The following is a 21128-nucleotide window of genomic DNA, read 5'->3' as shown; positions in this document are numbered from 1 at the left end:
ATAAAATTTAGTACACACCACTCCTTTCGTATTATTACGGTGCAAGAAATATAAAGAAGAATGGCGGATTAGACAATGTTTTTCTCTTGCGCCGTATGTAGAATTTAATAACCTACGTTCCCGGTAAGACAAAATCCTTTAGTTCTTCCTGTTCATTTGGTGGCTGTGATACTGCAATCGCTCCATCACTATCCCTTGGTTTTAGCTGATAAAACCGTACATCCTCCACTACTACCTCTGTCATAAAAATCTTTGTGCTTTCTTCATTCATAAATGATCTTGATTGAATACGACCATTTGCTCCTACTAATGAGCCTTTACCGCAATATTTGACAATATGCTCTGCAAGCCTTCCCCAAGCTGTGCAAAATATAAAGTCCGTATCTATTTCCCCTCGACTGTTTTTATAATTGCGGTTAATGGCGAGTGAAAAATGAGTCTGCACGCGATTACCAGATAAGTAGCGTAATACTGGGTCTTTTGTAAACCTTCCGACCAGTCCGACGTGATTCATTCATTCACCTCCTTTGCTTTTGATTGCCCTTATCTTACAAAATGATGCCGCTACGGGCAAAATTCGATATTGATAATTTCTAGCGATTTTTAAGCATAAAGTGTGTAAATTAGTATTTTTATTTTGCTGTTTTTTAATGATTTTAGGGTATAAATGCTTGGGGCTGTAGCGGTTAACGCCTTTTCATTAAATTAGTATTTTTGTAGCTTTTAAAATAGATAGTTCACACATCTTCATATGTTATACTAAAAGAATGACAGACTGAGGAGGAATATCCGTAATGAAAACTTTTAAAATGCTTTCCTTTGACCTTGTCACAAAAGATGGCGTGCAACCATTCCCTTTAATCGATGGCATTATTATTAATCAGGAAAACAGCCATCAATCTTGGATTCTTGAACTATTTATGGAACGACAATATCGCCCAATCTTTGATGAACTTTTAGCGAATGGTACTGTCTTTAATGTACGTGTAGTGATTTCATTTCCAGATAATGAGCCCGCTCCTTTTCAGGTGATTGTACATACCGTTCAAGAAATTGGTGATCATATTTCAGTGTTGTTGAAAGGTACACTGAAAATAAAACGTTCAAAATATGCCGAACAATTACTTTCTGAGCTGCTGGCTGAGGGTGTTTCCTTAGAAAATCTATTGGAGCGCTTTAAAACTGATATGAAGCAACGACCAAAATTAAAAAATGACGGGTAACGATGCAAATCACTGCATCGTTTTTTGTATGGACAAATTGTCATTTATATGTAAAATACATTTTAAAATAACAAGGAGGGAATATTTTTGGCTATTATGATTCGAGAAAAGTCTTTGAAATTATTGTGGCTTGAGGCTTTAATGAGGCATCTTCTGCAGGAGGATTCGGAATTTCATTACTATCACGAGCGATTTCACAGAGTTGAAGCTGGATATGCAGGTGAAAGAAATGTTGATAGTGAGTGGCTAGAATTAGTATATCCACATACTTTTTTGTATTGCCCGATTTATTTTTTGTAAATGCCCAACACCAGATACATCAGCTTGATAGCCTGTTTATTTGTCCGCAATTTATGCTTGTTTTAGAAATTAAAAATATTCATGGTCGCCTTGAGTTTGATCACCGTACACATCAATGTATACGTACAAAGGTGGATGGCACTGTGGAGGGATTTCCTAATGCGCTTACACAAGTACAACGTCATATGCGATTTCTCTCGGGGCTTACTACTCATTATTCACTTTCTATTGAAGGGGCAGTTGTTATTGCCAACCCTTCCACAATTATTACTCATTCAGCAAATACATGTATCCCTATTTTCCATCGATCTGGACTTCATGCACACCTTCATTCGCTTTTTCAAAAACATCCTCAGCGATTATTATCAGATCATCAATTAAGACAGTTGGTTCAAGAGCTTCAACGCAAGCAGCAGCCTACTGAAATGCCAATGACTATTGCACCATCACGTTTGCGCCATGGTGTGCTTTGCCCAAAATGTATGTATCAAAATTGTATGCATTTTGATCGTGGGATATGGAAATGCTCCTATTGTCATTATAGGAGTAGAGAAATTTTCGCTGAAGCTTTGCAGGATTATCGTTTATTAATTAGTCGTACAATTACGAATCAACAATTACGTGCATTTTTTTATATTCATTCTAGTGATGCAGCAACGCGACTGCTACGAAAATTTCAGTTTCCTTATAGTGGCACATATAAAAATCGTGTGTATCATTTACCAGTGAATTTAGTGGATTATATGAAGGAGTTTTTCTAATAGGAAGTTGCTTTAGGTTCGCGGGTATTCGCTCCGGCTTCGCGAGTATTTACTCTAACTTCGCGGGTATTCGCCCTTGCTCATAGATTTTGCTGTAATTCTTCAGGTATTGAAAAAAGAGTGTTCCGTTGTGGAAGCACTCTTTTTTGATTAGCGGTTGTTCATGCCATCACGGTATTTTTCGGTTTCGTTGACTTTTTCATCAACAACATCGTTATCAACATTGTTATCAATATTGTCATTACGTTCAACACCGTCTACGCCATTGGCATTTGGCACGTTATCATAGCCGTTTGTGCTGTTGATATCAGCATTTGACCCAGGTGTTGTCGCTTCAGGAACTGTTGTATTTTCATTTACAGTACCTCGGTCGATATCATTTGCATTGCGGTCGTAAGCATCATCACGATCATTTGGATCTAATGCATCTTCGACATCATCAACACCTCGACGAACATCATTTGCAGCATCTTCTACAGGATGATCTTCTACTGCACGATCTCCCCAGTTACAGCCGCCAAGGAATACAGTAGCCAGAATAATCGTTAAAAATGACATTTTCCACATAGTAAAAAACCTCCTTTCTTCGGTACTATGTCAGCAAATACATTAGCTGTATTTGTGATCTTACATAGATTGCCCGAGAAAGGAGGGAACTATCCGATTTTTGTACAAACTATTTTTGTTTTTCTTTTAATAATTGCTCAATATATGCTGCTTCTGCTTTACAAGCATAGCTGTAATTTGTACCTAGCTCTTTTTGCAATGCCTCGATTGTTTCTATTTGCTTTGCTGTTGGCTCTTCATTTAAAATTTTAGCAATGACCTCATCGATTTTTTGTGCCATCTCTTCATGGAACTCCGTACTCATCAATGTGTCGGCTGGGATTTTTTCGATCCATGCGGCATTTTCTTGAAAATAAGTTTGCCAGTTCGCAATGAAGTCTTCCATGGAAAAGCGCTCTTCATCCCAATCAATACTTGCTAAGTATGCTTCAAAAGATGTTGAAATCGAACGAGTAATGCTAATTTTAATACCTGAAGACAATTCCTTATACATCTTAATAATCCTCCTACGTTTGTACAACCTAAAAATTACATCTATTTCAATTCACAATCGCTTATTCGCCATCGCAATTTAAGAACCTACTCATCAATTTTCGATTCGACTTATCTATTTTATATCTTTTGGTCTACAATTGCAAATTAAGCTTGTTTTGGCTGCTCTGGTCCAATAGCAAAAAGAATATCTGCTTCACATACAAGCTCACTATCCACTGTTGCTACGCCATGACCTTTGCCCATTGCCCCGCGAAGTCTTACGAATTCTACTTCAAGTTTAAGTTGGTCGCCAGGTACAACTTGACGCTTAAAGCGACAATTATCAACACCTGTTAAAAAGGCTAAACGTCCTTTAAATTGTTCCGCATTTAATAAGGCTACTCCTCCTACTTGTGCCAATGCTTCTACAATTAACACACCTGGCATTACTGGATAGCCTGGGAAGTGACCATTAAAAAAGTCCTCATTAATGGAAACATTTTTTAGACCGACTGCACGTTTCCCTTCCTCTAATTCAACAATGCGATCTACAAATAAAAATGGATAGCGATGTGGTAAGATAGCTTGAATTTGTTCTGCTGTTAACATATCATTTCCCCCTCAAAATTAAGTATGTATACACAAAGCAAGGTAAAGAATAATGCTATTCTTTACCATTCATAATATCAAATATATGTTGCCATGTTTCTTTTTTAAAAATATCCATAGCATTTCCTTCTCCAATAACACTAAAGCCAAACATTGCGCCTAAAGCTGCGGCAGCAACAACTAAAATGAGAACAATTACAATGCGTAACCAAATCGGAATCAGTCGGATTTGCACCCATCGAACCTCGCGTTGGTCTCCATTTGAGCGGCGTTCTTTCTCTTCTGGTTGCGTATCGGTTTCTTGTGTCGGCACAGAACGTCGACGTGAATCGTTTGTCATAGATTGTACTCCTCTTCATTCCTTACTATGCGTTTTTGGATGACTTACTATCGAATACCATTAATTAGTCCAAGCATTTGGTCTGCTAATGTAACTGCTCTTGCATTGAATTGATACGAACGTTGTGTTTGGATAAGTTCCGTCATTTCCTTTGAAAGATTGACATTGGACATTTCTAATACACCATTCTGCATGCTGATTTGCTGACGATTAGCGCCAGCGAGCTCTGTCAAAACTTCTGCTTGTGTATAGCCAAGCTCAGCTAGATTATCTGGTAAACCAACATAAGAACCCGCAATATGTTCCATTAATTGTGGTTTTTGGAATTCTGTTACAGCCAATTCCGTACGAATAACATCACCATTTGGGTATGCCGCCTCTAATACACCACCATCACGAACTGCAAAGCTTTGCACTGTATCTGGTAATGTAATGGCTTGTCCTGCTGCATCAGCTACTGGGTATCCTTCAGCTGTTACTAACATAACCGTTCCATTATTTAATGGCGATAAATAAAAGTCACCTTGTCGAGTATACACTGTTTCGGTTCCATTTTCACCATTTGGCATTAAAATATTAAAATATTGTTTTGGTTCTGTGAATGCTAAGTCCAGATCCCGATTCGTTGTTTGTAATGAACCTTGCTTGTGATTGGATTGAATTTGACCAATCATAGCACCTACACCATAGCGAACCCCAACAGGCGTTTGACGTTCATAGCGGTCTTGCTTATCGTTATTAAATTGTTGATAAAGCAGTTCATTGAATGTTGCTTCCTTCGCTTTATAGCCGACCGTATTGCTATTGGCAATGTTATTACTAATCGTATCTAGCTTATGCTGCAATTGCCCCATTGTATTTGTTGCCGTTATCATTGTGCGTAGCATTTATAACACGCCTCCTGTTTGCCCGTTAAATTCTTCCGATTTCATTAACAGCCTTTTCCATACTGCGATCATAGGCTTGTAATACTTTTTGGTTTGCTTCAAATGCACGATAGGCTGTCATTAAATCTGTCATTGTGCGACTAGAGTCTACATTAGAGCCTTCTAAATAATTTTGGCGCAATGTAAAGGTAACACCATCCGCTCCATACGCTGTTGGTAAATTCTCGCCATCTTCTGTACGTAGCAGACCGTTATCCTGTTTTAGTAGCCTGTTCGGATTCGCAGCAAATGATACGCCAATACGTGCTTCTTGCTGATTATTTACAAAGATAGCACCATTTTCATCAAGACGAAAATCATCATTTGGTAGCTGGATACGTTGTCCTGCATCATTCAGTACATATAAACCTTGTCCATTTACTAAATAGCCTTGTCCATCTAATGTGAAATTACCATTACGTGTGTAGGCTTCACCACCGTTGGGATGCTCTAGACGGAAAAAGATTGAACCGGAAACACCATCTTCATTTTGCGGTAAATTCCCATCAATCAACGCCATATCTGTTGTGAAATCCGTGCTATAGATTTGACCTTGTATGTAATTTGGCAAAGTTTCTTGTAAATATGTCCCTGTATTTAAAGAGCCTACTCGTTTCATATATTCAGTACCTGCTTGTTGATAGGCAGGTGCATTCGTTTCTCCGATGCTTGACATGAGCATATCTGGAAAAGAACGAATTGTAGATTGATCTGCCTTAAATCCTGGTGTATTCGCATTTGATAAATTATTGGTTAGTAATTCTGTTCTTCTTTGTTGCGTGATCATACCTGTTGCAACTGTATAAAACCCTTTAAACAAAGAAATCACCTCATTTTATTTTTATAAGGATGCTGGCACACGATCAATATTTTCAAGCATAATACCTGTTCCAATCGCTACACAATCCATTGGCTGCTCTGCGATAAAGACAGGAACTTTTAATTCCTCGATTAAGAGCTGATCCATGCCATGTAATAACGCACCGCCACCTGTAATAATTACGCCACGGTCAATAATGTCTGCTGATAGCTCAGGTGGTGTTTTTTCTAAAACATTTTTCGCTGATTGAACAATCATTGCTACAGATTCATGTAATGCACGTTCGATTTCCTCAGAATGAATGGAAATTGTACGTGGTAAGCCTGTTACCATATCGCGTCCACGAATATCCATCGTATCATTACGGCTACCTTTGAAAACTGTACCAATTGTTATTTTAATAGCTTCAGCTGTACGTTCACCGATTAGCAATTTATATTCTTTTTTAATATATTGTAAAATATCGTTATCAAATACATCCCCTGCTACTTTAATGGATTCACTTGTCACAATATCACCCATCGATAAAACTGCAACATCTGTTGTTCCGCCACCGATATCGACCACCATATTGCCACTTGGTTGGAAAATATCCATCCCTGCACCGATTGCGGCTACCTTTGGCTCTTCCTCTAAGTATACCTTTTTGCCACCAGATTTTTCAGCAGCTTCACGGATCGCTTTTTGTTCAACACTTGTAATATTTGTTGGACAGCAAATTAAAATACGCGGCTTTGCTAAAAATCCTTTGACATTTAACTTGTTAATGAAATGTCTTAGCATTGCTTCTGTTACATCAAAATCTGCAATGACGCCATCTCGTAATGGGCGAATTGCAATGATATTACCTGGCGTTCTCCCGACCATTTGACGAGCTTCTTCCCCTACCGCTAATACTTTACTTGTCTTTTTATCAATCGCCACCACAGATGGTTCATTTAAGACGATTCCTTTTCCTTTTACATGGATTAATACGTTCGCAGTTCCTAAGTCAATGCCAATATCCTTCGAAAACATTCTATAATTTCTCCTTCCCGCCAGTTCCAACTACATAACGTTCATTTTATCTCTTTATCTAGAATATTTTATCATATTACATTGGTAATTTCACCTAAATTTAGTGAATAAGACTGTTTTCTTTCAATATTTAATGTGCCAAAATTTCTAGCAAAGCTTGTCCAAAACAATAAAAAAGAACGAATCATTCTTGACTCGCTCTTTCCTTCCACTTGTTTTTTGTTGCTTCTCCCCCGCGAATATGACGTACGGCCTTATGATAGGCGAGTATTTCTTTCACTTGGTCAGCTAATCCTTCATGAATTGTTGGTAATCGCTCTGTTAAGTCTTTGTGCACCGTACTTTTTGAATAACCAGTCATTTTCGCAAGGACACGCACAGTTTCACGCGTCTCAATCAGTAATTCACCGAGGCGTATGCAGCGCTTCCGAATGTGCTCATGCACGTTCTTCGTCCTTTCCACACAATTTCACAAAATGCTTTGGCAATCAGATGCACATTTGCGCATTTCTTCACCTTATGTAAGGACAAAGCTATTCAGAACACGTTTTACATTTTCCTGTTAAAATCCTGACTGTGCATTAAAAGGCTAATAACTTTTTCGGATTAATATATTTTCCGTCTTCAAGAACTTCAAAATGCATGTGAACACCAGCTGCTTGATTCCATTCGTTATCTGTTGCTTTTCCTAAAGCTTGCCCTTGTGACACTTCATCGCCTTCTTTTACAGCAATATCTTTTACAGAGCTGTAGTGTGTTTGCATACCATTCGGATGCTCAATCACGATTTTATTGCCTGTAAATGCGTCTAGCTTTACTTCTAAGACCTTTCCACTCATAGCAGCTACTACTTCAAACTCTTCACCATTCATCGCAAGAGAAAGCCCAGAAGATGTTGTAAATGTTTGATTAAATACCATTAGTGCATTTTCACGAGATTCTTCATTTGCTTCTAGCTCGTAGAATTCTTGTAAAACTTGTACTTTACTAAGTTCCTCTTCTTTGAATGGGTATTTCAATTTTTCAGTGCGTGCATTTGTTTCTACTACAGGACCCGGCTCTACTTCTGCTAAATCTGGTAATGGAGCTTCCTCTACTTTTGATACAAGACTATTGTAACCAAATAACAATCCTGCTAGAACAAGTGCACCACCTGTGTAAACTGCTGGCCAAAACCAAGGTTTCTTTTGTAATTGACCATTGTCCTTTTGATTTGGATTTTCGTTTTGAGAAGTTTTGTTATTTTTATCCTCTCTCATTTTCATCACCTCTAGTTGCAGTGTGAACAACTAGAAATTATTTTAAACATGCATCTATTTTTTTTATTTCAATATCTTGATAATAATAGTGTAAAATTTCCTCAGCTGTTTTCCCATCGTTTGCCATTGCCTCAGCTCCATATTGACTCATACCTACGCCATGTCCATAACCTTGAGTGTTAACACGGACTTTTTTCGTAGCAGCATCATAAGCAATTGTAAAATCTGTTGAAGGAATGCCAAGAAGTGTGCGAACCTCTCTACCCGTCCAAATATTATTGCCTAGCTGCAAGCGTTCTACACGTCCTGAATCATTATAAAATAACTGTATAGCATGAAAATCGCTAGGTTGCCATTGGATAGGCCATAAGGAGTTCCATTGTGCTAATGTCCACTCCTGCTGTGCCTCAAATTTTGGTGATGCTTGATCTGATATACTTGTAACACTTTGTAAATATGGTATTTCGTTTCCGCTATAGCCATAAGCACTTTCTGTTTTGCCATTGCTTGTTGAATGGAACATAGCTGTAATTAATTCATTCTGATATAGAAGAACTTGTCCTTTCGTTTCATTGATAGCTTCGACAATTTTCTTTTCATTTCCCAGGAAATTGCTAGCCCAATTTGCTTTTCTTTGTGCTTCATCATAAAAAACTTGCCTTGCAACAGTTGGAGCAATTGCTTTTTCGCCGTAATTTGTCGTTTTCAATGCATATGTGCGTGCTGCAATCGCCTGTGCTTTTAATGCTTCCTTATGAAAGGAAACAGGCATCTCTGCTGCCACTACGCCTGTAATATATGTTTCTAAAGGAATTTTGTCTTGTTGTCCCTCCACTTCTATAAAAATTTCACAAGCATTTTCTTCTGTTGTGGAAGATCGTGTATCCTCCTGCTTCTCACTAAACGCTACAGGTAGCATATATAATGCTCCCATTAAACAAATAACAGCTATACTAATCATCCATTTTTTCATAGGAAATAATATGCTAGATTGCTTTTGGATATGAAAAAACCCTCTGCTAAGAAAGCAAAGGGTTTTGAAAGCAAATTAGTTTGCTGGTAATTCAACTGTTACATCTTCTTTTACTGTAATTTCTTCTGTAATACGTTCAATATTTGCACCAAGAGCTGCTAATTTGCCATGGAAATTCACATAGCCACGATCTAAATGGTAAAGCTTTGTTACACGTGTAATGCCCTCTGATACAAGGCCTGCTAAAATTAGTGCAGCCGCAGCACGTAAATCAGTTGCCATCACTTCAGCTCCCTGAAGATTCACTGGTCCTTCGATAAACACTGAGCGTCCTTCAATTTTAGCACCAGCATTCATACGACGGAATTCTTCAACATGCATAAAACGGTTTTCAAATACCGTTTCTGTAATAATACTCGTACCTTCTGCTGTGAGCATTAAAGCCATCATTTGTGATTGCATATCTGTTGGGAAACCTGGATGTGGCATTGTTTTAATATCAACAGCTTTTAATGTTTGAGGAACACGCACACGTACTCCCTCATCTAGTTCTGTAATCTCCACGCCCATTTCGCGCATTTTAGCAATTAACGCTGTCATATGCTCTGGAACTGCATTTTCAATAATGACATCGCCCTTTGTAATCGCTGCTGCTACCATAAATGTGCCAGCTTCAATACGATCAGGAATAATATGATGCTCAACACCATATAGTGTATCAACGCCTTCGATACGAATCGTGTTTGTACCTGCACCGATTACACGACCACCCATGCTATTGATGAAATTAGCAAGGTCTACGATTTCAGGCTCCTTTGCAGCATTTTCAATTACAGTTGTTCCTTGTGCAAGAGATGCAGCCGTCATAATATTTTCAGTTGCCCCAACACTTGGGAAATCTAAATATACATTTGCCCCTTTTAAGCGACCTTCTGTTTTTGCCTCTACATAGCCGTGACCAAACGTAATTTTTGCACCCATTGCTTCAAAGCCTTTTAAATGTAATTCAATTGGGCGAGAGCCGATTGCACAGCCGCCTGGTAGTGCAACACGAGCATAGCCATTACGAGCAAGTAGAGAGCCCATTACCAAAATAGATGCACGCATTTTGCTAACAAATTCAAATTGAGCTTCACTAGAAAGTTCTTTTGTGGCATCAATATATACGGCATTATCTTCAGGTATATATGTAACTGCTGCGTTTAAACTTTTAAGTACTTCATTTATTGTAAAGACATCTGCTAAATTAGGGACTTCTTTAATTACATTTTCGCCCTTTGAAGCAAGTAAAGATGCCGCAAGGATTGGTAATACTGCATTCTTTGCGCCCTCTACACGTACTCTTCCCTGTAGCCTTTGGCCACCAGTCACTATTATTTTATCCACCCTATGTCCCTCCGAATTCAATCTATTAACCTAACAAGTTTTTATTTTAAAAAGAAGTATAATGTCATAATCAGTAAACAAACAAGTCTATAGTACAACTTTTCTAACGCTCGTTCAAGCGTCCAAATCACTATTTTAAGGCAATTTTAGATATTTTGCTATTTATTTATTGTACGCAGGTAAATTTTTTTTGTGAATGACCAATAACCCGTGCGCTTCTAATACATACCCAAAAATATGTGAACAAAAAACAAACTTTCCTATTTTGCAAGTAGAACATGCTTATTGCTATCAGTAATGAGAGATAAATGCCTATCTTTTTTGCCAAGCAAATAAAGATAAAGCCACTACTGAGCAATTAGGCTGGGGCTTTTATCTTAGTTCAGTGGGCTTTTGGATACCCTCTCAAAAAGCATTTATCCTCTCCCAGCAGAGAAAGGGTGCTTCTGTATCTGCTGCTGACGCTTTGCTTTCGATACAAAAAAATTTGCTAAACCAAGATAAATCCTTTTACATAGTTCAAAGGGCCACACAAATTGTATTATAAAGTCCTTTGAAATATGTAGTAGCTTTAGTAGGAGAGTACAGTCATTATTTTAAAATAAATATGGAAGCTTGCCCGACCAACCAGAAATTTGAAGGAAAAAGTTTGATACTACTGAGCCAATCGCGATACTTAATAAAATATAAATAAGTTGAATTTGAAAAACTTTATTTTTTTTAAATAACTTCTCCATCATTAATGCTTGTAATGCATAAAAAGTAACAGCAATAAAAAATAAATGAGATAAAATACCTAATAACGCTTCTTGTCCTATTGCTTCATATAGCTCCATGCTTCCTCCCCTTTTCTTCTCAATCTTTAAAAAACGGGCAGATGCTACATCTGCCCGTTAAAAATGAATTAGATATTACCCTCATGAACGTTGATACGATTCAACGCACGTTTTAATGCTAGGTCAGCACGTTTGAAATCAATGTCGTCTTGTTTACCTTGAAGACGTCCTTCAGCGCGTTTAACGGCTTCTTTAGCACGTTGAACATCGATATTTTCAGCAATTTCAGCAGATGGCGCTAAAATTGAGATTTTTTCTGGACGAACTTCAATGAAACCACCACTAACCGCCACAACATCAGTCGAACCGTTTTCTTTTTTTAGCTTCACAGCACTAATGCCAAGTGGAGCAACCATTGGAATATGGCCTGCAAGAACACCGATTTCTCCTGAAGTTGTTTTGGCGATTACCATTGATACTTCAGAATCGTATACTGGGCCGTCGGGAGTGACAATATTGACTTGAACTGTCTTCATATTTTTTCCTCCTCGTCCCTAGTATTAAACCTCTACGCCCATGCTTTTCGCTTTTTCAACTACTTCTTCAATTGAACCAACTAGACGGAAAGCATCTTCTGGTAGGTGATCCCATTTACCATCAAGGATTTCCTTGAATGAGCGCACAGTTTCTTTAACAGGTACATAAGAACCTGGTTGACCAGTGAATTGTTCCGCAACGTGGAAGTTTTGTGATAAGAAGAATTGAATACGACGAGCACGTTCTACTGTTTGTTTATCTTCATCAGATAACTCATCCATACCTAAAATCGCAATGATATCTTGTAATTCGCGGTAACGTTGAATTGTACGTTGTACACCAGTAGCAACTGCGTAGTGCTCTTCGCCTACGATTTCAGGTGATAATGCACGAGAAGTCGAAGCTAATGGGTCAACCGCAGGGTAGATACCCATTTCAGATAATTTACGTTCAAGGTTAGTTGTCGCATCTAAGTGGGCGAAAGTTGTAGCTGGAGCCGGGTCAGTATAGTCATCGGCTGGTACATAAATCGCTTGGATAGAAGTTACAGAACCTTTGTTTGTAGATGTGATACGTTCTTGTAGTTTACCCATTTCAGTTGCAAGTGTTGGTTGGTAACCTACCGCAGAAGGCATACGACCTAATAGGGCAGAAACCTCAGAACCTGCTTGTGTGAAACGGAAGATATTGTCGATGAATAAAAGCACGTCTTGTCCTTGTTCATCACGGAAGTATTCCGCCATTGTAAGACCAGTTAAAGCTACACGCATACGTGCACCAGGTGGCTCGTTCATTTGACCGAATACCATTGCTGTTTGCTTGATAACGCCTGAATCGCTCATCTCGAAGAATAAGTCGTTCCCTTCACGAGTACGCTCACCTACACCAGCGAATACAGAGATACCTGAGTGCTCTTGTGCGATATTGTTAATTAATTCTTGGATTAATACTGTTTTACCTACACCGGCACCACCGAATAGACCGATTTTACCACCTTTGATATATGGTGCAAGTAAGTCTACTACCTTGATACCTGTTTCAAGGATTTCAACTGTAGTTGAAAGATTCTCGAAAGATGGTGCTTCGCGGTGAATTGAATCACGACGTGCATCAGCTGGAATTTCTTCACCTAAGTCGATTACTTCTCCAAGTACGTTGAATACACGACCTAGTGTAACTTCACCAACTGGTACTGAGATCGCTTTTCCTGAGTCTGTTACTTCTGCTCCACGTTGTAAGCCATCAGTAGATGACATCGCAATTGTACGAACAGAATCATCACCTAAATGAAGCGCAACTTCTAATGCAAGAATTGTTGGTTCTTCATTAGGACGTTCAATCTTAACTGTTAAAGCGTTATAGATTGCTGGTAAGTGGCCATTGTCGAACTTTACGTCAACAACTGGACCCATTACTTGAATAACATGTCCTTTATTCATTACTGTGTACCCTCCTATCGTATTCTTATACGACATTGGGAAGCCGCTTGCCTATTCTAAGGCTGCAGCTCCACCAACGATTTCTGTAATTTCTTGTGTAATCGCCGCTTGACGTGCACGGTTATATTGCAATGAAAGCTCTGAAATAAGGTCAGAGGCATTATCTGTCGCATTTCTCATAGCCGTCATACGAGAAGCATGTTCACTTGCTTTTCCATCTAATAATGCACCGTAAATTAAGCTTTCCGCATACTGTGGAAGCAACACTTCAAGAATTGCTTCACCAGATGGCTCAAATTCATAAGAAGCGTTACTGCTTGTAGATGCAATATCCGTTAATGGAAGAAGTTTTTTCTCAGTCACTTCACTAGCAATTGCGCTGACAAAGTGATTGTAGTACATATAAAGCTCATCATACGTACCATCAATGAACATACCAACAGCATTACGAGCGATTTCTTTAATATCAGCAAATGTCGGTTGGTCAGGAAGACCGACAACATTACTGATGACATTATGATCACGTTTCACAAAGTAGTCACGAACAACACGACCTACTGCTAAAACTACATATTCATCCTTTGACTTATGACGCTCATTAATCGTACGTTGCACTTGACGTAGGATACTTGAGTTATAAGCACCTGCAAGACCACGGTCAGAACCAATAACTAAGTAAGCTGTTTTCTTAACAGGACGTACAGTTAACATTGGATGTCCGCTGTCCTTTGTTCCTGAAGCAATTGCACCTACTACGTCTTGAATTTTTTCCATGTAAGGAACGTAAGCTTTAGCATTTTGCTCTGCACGACGTAACTTTGAAGAAGAAACCATCTGCATCGCTTTTGTGATTTGTTTTGTACTCTTTGTTGAATTAATACGACCTTTTATTTCGCGTAAGTTTACCACTGGTATTTCACCACCTTCTGTTTTTTAATCAAGTGACTTCTTGAACTTATTCTGATTTAGCAAAAGTTTTTTTGAACTCTTTAAGTGCTGCATCGTACTCAGCATCAGGAGCAAGTTCTTTTGTCGTACGAACATGATCTAAAACATTTGTGTGGTTTGAATCTAACCAGCTTAAGAATTCTGATTCAAAACGAACGATATCTTGTACTGGAATATCATCTAAGTAACCTTTTGTTAATGCATAAAGGATCGCAACTTGTTTTTCAACTTTTAGTGGCTTGTTAAGATCTTGTTTAAGAACTTCAACCGTACGTTTACCACGCTCAAGTTTTGCAAGTGTTGCTTTATCTAAATCTGAACCGAATTGAGCGAATGATTCAAGCTCACGGAATGCTGCTAAGTCAAGACGTAGCGTACCCGCAACTTTTTTCATCGCTTTAATTTGAGCTGATCCACCTACACGTGATACAGAAAGACCGGCGTTAATCGCTGGACGTACACCTGAGTTGAATAAGTCAGATTGTAAGAAAATTTGTCCATCAGTGATTGAGATTACGTTTGTTGGGATGTATGCAGAAATATCCCCAGCTTGTGTCTCAACGAATGGAAGCGCTGTAATCGAACCATTTTGATATGTTTCATTTAACTTCGCAGCACGTTCAAGCAAGCGGCTGTGTAAGTAGAAAACGTCACCAGGGTATGCTTCACGACCTGGAGGACGGCGTAGAAGAAGTGAAAGTTCACGGTAAGCTGATGCTTGTTTAGTAAGATCATCGTACACGATTAATACGTGTTTACCTTGTAACATGAATTCTTCTGCCATAGATACACCAGCAAATGGTGCTAAGAATAGTAATGGAGCTGGTTGAGAAGCAGAAGCTGTCACAACGATTGTATAATCTAAAGCACCATTTTTACGAAGCGTTTCTACTACACCACGTACAGTAGATTCTTTTTGACCGATTGCAACATAGATACAAAGCATATTCTCACCAGCTTGGTTAAGAATTGTATCGATAGCTACAGATGTTTTACCAGTTTGACGGTCACCGATAATTAGCTCACGTTGACCACGACCGATTGGTACTAATGCGTCAATCGCTTTAATACCTGTTTGTAGTGGTTCGTGTACTGATTTACGAGCCATTACACCGAAAGCTGGACTTTCGATTGGACGAGTTTTTGTAGCGTTGATAGGACCTTGTCCATCCACTGGTTGACCAAGTGGGTTTACAACACGGCCAATTAGTTCTTCACCAACTGGTACTTCCATGATACGACCTGTACGACGAACTTCATCGCCTTCTTTGATGTCAGTGTATGGACCTAAAATTACGATACCAACGTTACCTTCTTCTAGGTTTTGAGCCATACCCATAACACCGTTAGAGAACTCTAAAAGCTCTCCAGCCATGGCGTTGTCGAGGCCATGAGCAAGAGCGATACCGTCACCAATACGGATAACTGTACCAACTTCGCTTACTTTAAGTTCAGATTCATAATTCTCAATCTGTTGTTTAATCAGACTGCTGATTTCTTCAGCCTTGATGCCCATGTATGTCACCTCTCACATTTCTAATTTATTAACCGATTAATTCACGTTTTAGACGCTCTAGTTTGTTTGCTACTGAGCTATCATAAATATGGTTACCGATTTGCACACGAATGCCACCAAGTAATGATGGATCGATTTCGTTTGTTATGTTTAATGAATGTTTGCCAACAAGTTTCGCAAACGTCGTTGAAATATTTGCGCTTTCCTCAGCAGAAAGTGCACGTGTTGAAAATACTGTTGCATCTGCAGTGCCCTGTGCATTCGCAGCAAGCTCAGCATATGCCTTAGCAATTAGTTTGATTTCATCTACACGTTTTTTCTCAACAAGTAATTGGATTGTGTGTACAACTTCTGGTGTTGCACTAGCAAAGATGCTTGCCACCATTTGTTTCTTACGTTCGATGGAGAACTTAGGTGCTGTTAATAGTGTTAAAAAATCAGGAGATTCATTTACAACTTTTGTTAACTCGTTTAAGTCTGCACCAACTTCAGTAAGAATATTTTTTTGTTGCGCTAGTTCAAACAGCGCTTGAGCGTAACGTTTTGCTACAGTTGAATTACTCATCGAGCTTCCCCTGCCTTCGCAATCGTCTCTTCAATTAGAGCACGGTTGTCTGCCTCAGAAATCTCTTTGCTAAGGACTTTAGATGCTGCAAGTACAGATAATGAAACGACTTCATCACGTACAGCTGCAATAGCTTTTTCTTTTTCAGACTCAATTTCACGTAAAGCCGATTCTTTTAAGCGGTTTGCTTCATTACGAGCTGCAGTAAGAATTTCTTCTTTTTGTAGTTCGCCCTGCTTCTTAGCGCCTTCAACAATCGATTGTGCTTCTGTGCGAGCTTCTTTAAGAAGGCTCTTTTGTTCTTCTAAAAATTGGTGCGATTCTTTACGCGCTTTTTCAGCTGCTTCGATTTCGCTTGCTACTAATTCCTCACGTTGCTGCATGATGCCCATAAGCGGACCCCAAGCGACTTTTTTCAGTATGAACATTAACGCTAAGAAAATCACTAATGTTGCGAGAATGTCACCATTATTAAACTTACCAGCGCCTGCACCTAGTACAAGATAATCTAAAAACACGATTGTTTCACTCCCTTCAAGAGCTTTCACTTCAACATAATTTAATAACTTAAAAAACTACCTATTTTAAAAAGCTATATTTACACATAGCTTTTATCTGTTCCAAAATGAAGGGCGAAGTTTCATCTGGAGAATCCTGCTTCGCCACTAGTACGATTCAGTATACAACTGAATTATCTGTTCATTACGATGAATGCTACTACTACTGCAATGATCGGTAGGGCTTCAACTAATGCTACCCCGATGAACATTGTTGTTTGAAGAACGCCACGAGCCTCTGGTTGACGAGCGATACCTTCTACTGTTTTTGATACGATAAGACCGTTACCGATACCTGCACCAAGTGCACCTAAACCGATTGCGATTGCTGCTGCTAATAAACCCATTTGAAAATTTCCTCCTTGGAATTGTTTGTTTTTTTTAATTCAAGCATAAATTTTATGCTTTATATTAATGGTCATCGCTCACTTTATGAGCCATGTAAACCATTGTTAACATTGTGAAGATAAAGGCTTGGATAAAGCCGATGAAAATTGAGAAACCTTGCCATGCCATCATAGGAACGATTGCTCCGATGAATCCCATAGGACCAGATACTGCTAATCCTGCAAGTAAAGCAAGTAAAATCTCACCTGCATAAATGTTACCGTAAAGACGTAGACCTAATGTTAATGTGTTTGCAAATTCTTCTACTAGTTTAAGTGGGAACATGAATGACATTGGTTTGAAGAATGTACCAACGTAATTTCCTGTACCTCTCATTTTAACACCATAGTATTGCGTTAAGACTAAAATCATTGCTGCCAACGTCATCGTTACTGTAGGGTCTGCTGTTGGTGACTTCCACCATAGCTCATGACCATAGACGATTGAGAATGGAAGACCTAGTAAGTTCGATATTGCGATAAACATAATTAATGTAATACCTAGAATATGGAATCGACCACCAGTTTTCCAGTCCATGTTGCTTTTGATAATATTCTTAACGAAATCCATAATCCATTCCATGAAGTTTTGCATACCAGTTGGTTTTAACTTTAGACTTCTAGTTGAAACAAAGGCAATTAAAAAGACGACAATTGCGGCAACTAGTAACATCATAACTGTCGATAAATTAAATGTTAAAAAACCGACATCTACTAATGGAGCTTCATGATTCATTGTTATTTTTCACCTCTCTTTCTAATTTAAAGCACATTAGCGGTTCCTTACATGTGACACAATTCTCTCGACAAAGAGAAAAACGTACGGAATCATTAGCCCTATAACCGTGCTAATTAAGTGAAAATAGTTTGGCAACGAAATGGCTATTGCGACTGCCGCAACACCTGATCCAAAGCGAAGCATTGTACCAAGTGAGCCTATTTTCTTCCCTTCACTAATGGATCTGTCAAACTTATCCATACGCCGAACTAAAATCCAAAAATTATACGTACCAAAGAATGCACCGACTGCGATGCCCGCAAATACAGTTTGATAGGAAGTAAATCCCCAGCCTAATGCGCAGAGTGCAAGCAAAAAAAATAACGCCCTCTTCTGCACAGCAAAAATGTGATGCAAATCTAGCATTGGTTGTAATCTCCTGAATCATTTTTTCGAGTAATGAAAACGTTTGCTGACCACTATGTGAAATCAGAATAGAGCAGTGAAAAACACTACTCACAGCGGAATAGTAATGGGAGAGTCATTTCAATTACAGGTGTAAATACCCAAAAAATAACTTACACCCCTTACCTACTCGGTAAAAACCGAAACGCACAAAACGTTGCAAATCGACAGCTTTATTTTTAACTGTCAATTTAGTAGAAAGTTGATATAACAAGCGTTTCAAAGTCCTACTTCTAAAGAGAAACCCTTATCATTCTTACCCTTTGTAAGCATACAATAGGTGATATTTGAAGTCAATTGGTAAAGAAGAAAAACTTCACAGCCTCTATAGTCTTGTCAAATTGTTGACAAATTTGTGTATGAAACTTCATAGTCTTAAAACTTCTCTCTTTCATTACGCATTAAAAAAGCTAATTTACGACATAATTATGCTCATAAATTAGCTTACCCATTTCAATAGATACATTAGACCTATTTTAAAAAATAACTATAATATATTACTGATTTTTCTGTAAAAACTCTAACAATGCACTTACAATTCGTTGCGACGCATGCCCATCACCATATGGGTTGGATGCCTTCGCCATTGCATCGTAAGCATCTTTATCTGTTAGTAATTCTTTTGCCATTGCATAAATCGTTTCTTCCTCAGTTCCTGCTAGCTTTAACGTGCCTGCTGCAATGCCTTCTGGACGTTCTGTTGTATCTCGTAATACAAGCACAGGCTTTCCTAATGAAGGTGCTTCTTCTTGTACACCACCAGAATCCGTTAAAATCATATATGAATTCGCTGCAAAGTTATGGAAATCAAACACTTCTAAAGGCTCGATTAAATGGACACGGTTATTGTCCCCTAAAATTTCATTTGCTACTTCTCTTACCGCTGGATTCATATGCACTGGATATACGACCTGTACATCCTTATGTTCAGCTAATATTCTTGTAATCGCTTTAAACATATGACGCATTGGCTCACCAAGATTTTCACGGCGATGCGCTGTTAATAAAATCATACGATCATCGCCAATTTTCTCTAGTACAGGATGTGTATAATGCTCACTAACAGTTGTTGCTAATGCATCAATTGCTGTATTACCTGTCACAAAAATTGTTGTTGGATTTTTATTTTCATCTAGCAAGTTTTTCTTGGATACTTCTGTTGGCGCAAAATGTAAATCAGCCATGACACCTGTTAATTGGCGATTCATTTCCTCTGGATAAGGAGAGTATTTATTCCATGTACGCAGTCCCGCCTCTACATGCCCTATAGCAATCTGATTATAAAAGGCTGCTAAGCTGGCAATAAATGTTGTCGTTGTATCACCATGTACTAATACAATATCTGGTTGTGCCTCTTTCATTACCCTATCTAAGCCTTGTAATGCATTTGTTGTTACATCAATTAATGTTTGACGATCTTTCATAATATTTAAGTCATAGTTTGGTGTGATATGAAATGTTTCTAGCACTTGATCTAGCATTTGGCGATGCTGTGCTGTTACCGTTACGATAGATTCAATTTGCTCAGGGTGTTTTTGTAGTTCTAGTACAAGCGGAGCCATTTTAATTGCTTCTGGTCTTGTTCCGAAAATCGTCATTACTTTCCATCTTTTTGTCAAAACGAATTGCACCATCCTTTTTATAATTGTATGGAAGGTATGCCTCTTCTTACTGTAATTTATTCAAAGAGGATTTCCTAGCCATACTATGAAGCGCCCTTCAAAATTGAAGGACGCTCTTTGTCAGCAACATGTTTCTTAGACTTGCTAATGAAGCTTTATTTTATAGAGAATACCTAGAATTTGCATCATCAACATACTTGATGTTACCTATTATTTTGTACCAAATAGACGATCGCCTGCATCGCCTAAGCCAGGCACAATATAGCCATGATCGTTTAATTTTTCATCAAGCGCTGCAATATAAATATCAACATCAGCATGCTCCTCTTGAATTGCTTTTACACCCTCTGGCGCAGCGATTAAACACATAAATTTAATATTTTTTGCACCGCGTTTTTTCAAGGAATGAATCGCTTCTACTGCTGAGCCACCTGTTGCAAGCATTGGGTCTACTATAATAAAATCACGCTCTTCAACATCTGCTGGAAGCTTCGCATAGTATTCAATTGGTTTTAATGTTGCTGGGTCACGATAAAGACCAATATGACCAACTTTAGCCGCTGGAATAAGCTTTAAGACGCCATCTACCATGCCAATACCTGCACGTAAAATTGGCACAATTGCAAGCTTCTTACCAGAAAGCACCTTTGTTTTTGCTACTGTGACAGGTGTTTCAATCTCAATTTCTTCTACTGGCATATCGCGTGTAATTTCAAATGCCATCAATGTTGCTACCTCGTCTACTAGCTCACGAAATTCTTTTGTTCCTGTATTTTTGTCACGGATATACGTTAATTTATGCTGGATTAGTGGATGGTCAAATACATAGACTTTGCTCAAAGGGATTCTCTCCTAACCGTTCAGATTTCATGTTATCCTATCTAGTATAACAGAAAAAAGAAAGTGCCTCAAAAGTAAATTATCTATATTTATGCAATCTTTTT

Annotated in this window: 27 protein-coding genes; 3 read left to right on the top strand and 24 right to left on the bottom strand. The window is 38.5% G+C overall.

Annotated features, from left to right (window positions below):
* Positions 1-112: 112 nt before the first annotated feature.
* The gene (locus MHB42_RS03015) at positions 113-514 is read right to left on the bottom strand and encodes a single-stranded DNA-binding protein (protein WP_340804305.1); all 402 of its coding nucleotides are present in this window, start codon (positions 512-514) and stop codon (positions 113-115) included.
* A 280-nt stretch (positions 515-794) separates the two neighbouring features.
* Between MHB42_RS03015 and MHB42_RS03010 the strand changes: the two genes are divergently transcribed.
* The 3 genes from MHB42_RS03010 to MHB42_RS03000 all read left to right on the top strand — a co-directional run bounded on the left by MHB42_RS03010 (position 795) and on the right by MHB42_RS03000 (position 2284).
* Positions 795-1223 carry a YwpF family protein gene (locus tag MHB42_RS03010; RefSeq protein WP_340804304.1) on the top strand — a complete coding sequence of 143 codons (429 nt, stop codon included), beginning with the start codon at positions 795-797 and terminating at the stop codon, positions 1221-1223.
* Positions 1224-1310: 87 nt separating this feature from the next.
* On the top strand, positions 1311-1523 hold the full coding sequence (locus MHB42_RS03005; protein ID WP_340808653.1) for a hypothetical protein: 213 nt from the start codon (positions 1311-1313) through the stop codon (positions 1521-1523).
* A complete protein-coding gene (locus tag MHB42_RS03000; RefSeq protein ID WP_340804303.1) occupies positions 1466-2284 on the top strand; it encodes a nuclease-related domain-containing protein in 819 nt (272 codons plus the stop codon). Before MHB42_RS03005 ends, MHB42_RS03000 begins: the two co-directional genes overlap by 58 nt.
* Positions 2285-2434: 150 nt before the next feature.
* Here the strand turns inward: MHB42_RS03000 and MHB42_RS02995 are convergent, their stop codons facing one another.
* The 23 genes from MHB42_RS02995 to upp all read right to left on the bottom strand — a co-directional run bounded on the left by MHB42_RS02995 (position 2435) and on the right by upp (position 21024).
* Complete coding sequence (locus MHB42_RS02995; protein WP_340804302.1) at positions 2435-2851, bottom strand: hypothetical protein; 417 nt, start codon at positions 2849-2851, stop codon at positions 2435-2437.
* Positions 2852-2960: 109 nt separating this feature from the next.
* The gene (locus MHB42_RS02990; RefSeq protein WP_340804301.1) at positions 2961-3344 is read right to left on the bottom strand and encodes a hypothetical protein; all 384 of its coding nucleotides are present in this window, start codon (positions 3342-3344) and stop codon (positions 2961-2963) included.
* Positions 3345-3490: 146 nt separating this feature from the next.
* Positions 3491-3934, bottom strand: coding sequence for a 3-hydroxyacyl-ACP dehydratase FabZ (gene fabZ / locus MHB42_RS02985; RefSeq protein ID WP_340804300.1), 444 nt, complete (start codon positions 3932-3934; stop codon positions 3491-3493).
* A 55-nt stretch (positions 3935-3989) separates the two neighbouring features.
* Positions 3990-4274 carry a DNA-directed RNA polymerase subunit beta gene (locus MHB42_RS02980; RefSeq protein WP_053993104.1) on the bottom strand — a complete coding sequence of 95 codons (285 nt, stop codon included), beginning with the start codon at positions 4272-4274 and terminating at the stop codon, positions 3990-3992.
* A 47-nt stretch (positions 4275-4321) separates the two neighbouring features.
* Positions 4322-5161 (bottom strand): flagellar hook-basal body protein, encoded by an 840-nt coding sequence (locus MHB42_RS02975; protein ID WP_340804299.1) that lies wholly within the window; start codon positions 5159-5161, stop codon positions 4322-4324.
* A 25-nt stretch (positions 5162-5186) separates the two neighbouring features.
* On the bottom strand, positions 5187-6020 hold the full coding sequence (locus MHB42_RS02970; protein WP_340804298.1) for a flagellar hook-basal body protein: 834 nt from the start codon (positions 6018-6020) through the stop codon (positions 5187-5189).
* 21 nt (positions 6021-6041) lie between these two features.
* Positions 6042-7037: a rod shape-determining protein gene (locus MHB42_RS02965; protein WP_340804297.1), complete on the bottom strand. Its 996-nt coding sequence runs from the start codon at positions 7035-7037 to the stop codon at positions 6042-6044.
* Between the two features lie 184 nt (positions 7038-7221).
* Positions 7222-7482 carry a sporulation transcriptional regulator SpoIIID gene (locus MHB42_RS02960; RefSeq protein WP_004269485.1) on the bottom strand — a complete coding sequence of 87 codons (261 nt, stop codon included), beginning with the start codon at positions 7480-7482 and terminating at the stop codon, positions 7222-7224.
* A 136-nt stretch (positions 7483-7618) separates the two neighbouring features.
* Positions 7619-8296, bottom strand: a complete 678-nt coding sequence (locus MHB42_RS02955; protein WP_340804295.1) for a M23 family metallopeptidase — start codon at positions 8294-8296, stop codon at positions 7619-7621.
* A gap of 37 nt (positions 8297-8333) precedes the next feature.
* Complete coding sequence (gene spoIID / locus MHB42_RS02950) at positions 8334-9269, bottom strand: stage II sporulation protein D (protein WP_340804294.1); 936 nt, start codon at positions 9267-9269, stop codon at positions 8334-8336.
* A 75-nt stretch (positions 9270-9344) separates the two neighbouring features.
* Positions 9345-10655, bottom strand: a complete 1311-nt coding sequence (gene murA, locus MHB42_RS02945) for a UDP-N-acetylglucosamine 1-carboxyvinyltransferase (protein ID WP_340804293.1) — start codon at positions 10653-10655, stop codon at positions 9345-9347.
* Positions 10656-11251: 596 nt separating this feature from the next.
* Positions 11252-11491 carry a DUF1146 family protein gene (locus MHB42_RS02940; RefSeq protein ID WP_340804292.1) on the bottom strand — a complete coding sequence of 80 codons (240 nt, stop codon included), beginning with the start codon at positions 11489-11491 and terminating at the stop codon, positions 11252-11254.
* A 68-nt stretch (positions 11492-11559) separates the two neighbouring features.
* The gene (locus tag MHB42_RS02935) at positions 11560-11967 is read right to left on the bottom strand and encodes a F0F1 ATP synthase subunit epsilon (RefSeq protein WP_340804291.1); all 408 of its coding nucleotides are present in this window, start codon (positions 11965-11967) and stop codon (positions 11560-11562) included.
* Positions 11968-11991: 24 nt separating this feature from the next.
* A complete protein-coding gene (gene atpD / locus MHB42_RS02930; protein ID WP_340804290.1) occupies positions 11992-13407 on the bottom strand; it encodes a F0F1 ATP synthase subunit beta in 1416 nt (471 codons plus the stop codon).
* 51 nt (positions 13408-13458) lie between these two features.
* Entirely contained in the window at positions 13459-14316 is an 858-nt protein-coding gene (atpG, locus tag MHB42_RS02925; protein ID WP_340804289.1) for an ATP synthase F1 subunit gamma, read from the bottom strand.
* Positions 14317-14362: 46 nt separating this feature from the next.
* The gene (gene atpA, locus MHB42_RS02920) at positions 14363-15871 is read right to left on the bottom strand and encodes a F0F1 ATP synthase subunit alpha (protein ID WP_340804288.1); all 1509 of its coding nucleotides are present in this window, start codon (positions 15869-15871) and stop codon (positions 14363-14365) included.
* Between the two features lie 28 nt (positions 15872-15899).
* Positions 15900-16436, bottom strand: a complete 537-nt coding sequence (locus MHB42_RS02915) for a F0F1 ATP synthase subunit delta (RefSeq protein ID WP_340804287.1) — start codon at positions 16434-16436, stop codon at positions 15900-15902.
* On the bottom strand, positions 16433-16954 hold the full coding sequence (gene atpF / locus MHB42_RS02910; RefSeq protein WP_340804286.1) for a F0F1 ATP synthase subunit B: 522 nt from the start codon (positions 16952-16954) through the stop codon (positions 16433-16435). Before atpF ends, MHB42_RS02915 begins: the two co-directional genes overlap by 4 nt.
* 173 nt (positions 16955-17127) lie before the next feature.
* Positions 17128-17340, bottom strand: a complete 213-nt coding sequence (atpE, locus tag MHB42_RS02905) for a F0F1 ATP synthase subunit C (protein WP_053993118.1) — start codon at positions 17338-17340, stop codon at positions 17128-17130.
* Between the two features lie 64 nt (positions 17341-17404).
* Entirely contained in the window at positions 17405-18115 is a 711-nt protein-coding gene (gene atpB, locus MHB42_RS02900; RefSeq protein ID WP_340804285.1) for a F0F1 ATP synthase subunit A, read from the bottom strand.
* Between the two features lie 36 nt (positions 18116-18151).
* Entirely contained in the window at positions 18152-18523 is a 372-nt protein-coding gene (locus MHB42_RS02895) for an ATP synthase subunit I (RefSeq protein ID WP_340804284.1), read from the bottom strand.
* Positions 18524-19059: 536 nt separating this feature from the next.
* A complete protein-coding gene (wecB, locus tag MHB42_RS02890; protein WP_340804283.1) occupies positions 19060-20181 on the bottom strand; it encodes a non-hydrolyzing UDP-N-acetylglucosamine 2-epimerase in 1122 nt (373 codons plus the stop codon).
* A 213-nt stretch (positions 20182-20394) separates the two neighbouring features.
* Entirely contained in the window at positions 20395-21024 is a 630-nt protein-coding gene (gene upp, locus MHB42_RS02885; protein ID WP_340804282.1) for a uracil phosphoribosyltransferase, read from the bottom strand.
* Positions 21025-21128: the final 104 nt, after the last annotated feature.

The organism is Lysinibacillus sp. FSL K6-0232, assembly GCF_038008325.1.
Classification (GTDB): domain Bacteria; phylum Bacillota; class Bacilli; order Bacillales_A; family Planococcaceae; genus Lysinibacillus.
The sequence above is the reverse complement of the archived record's forward strand: the minus strand, read 5'-3'. Positions and strand labels throughout refer to the sequence as shown.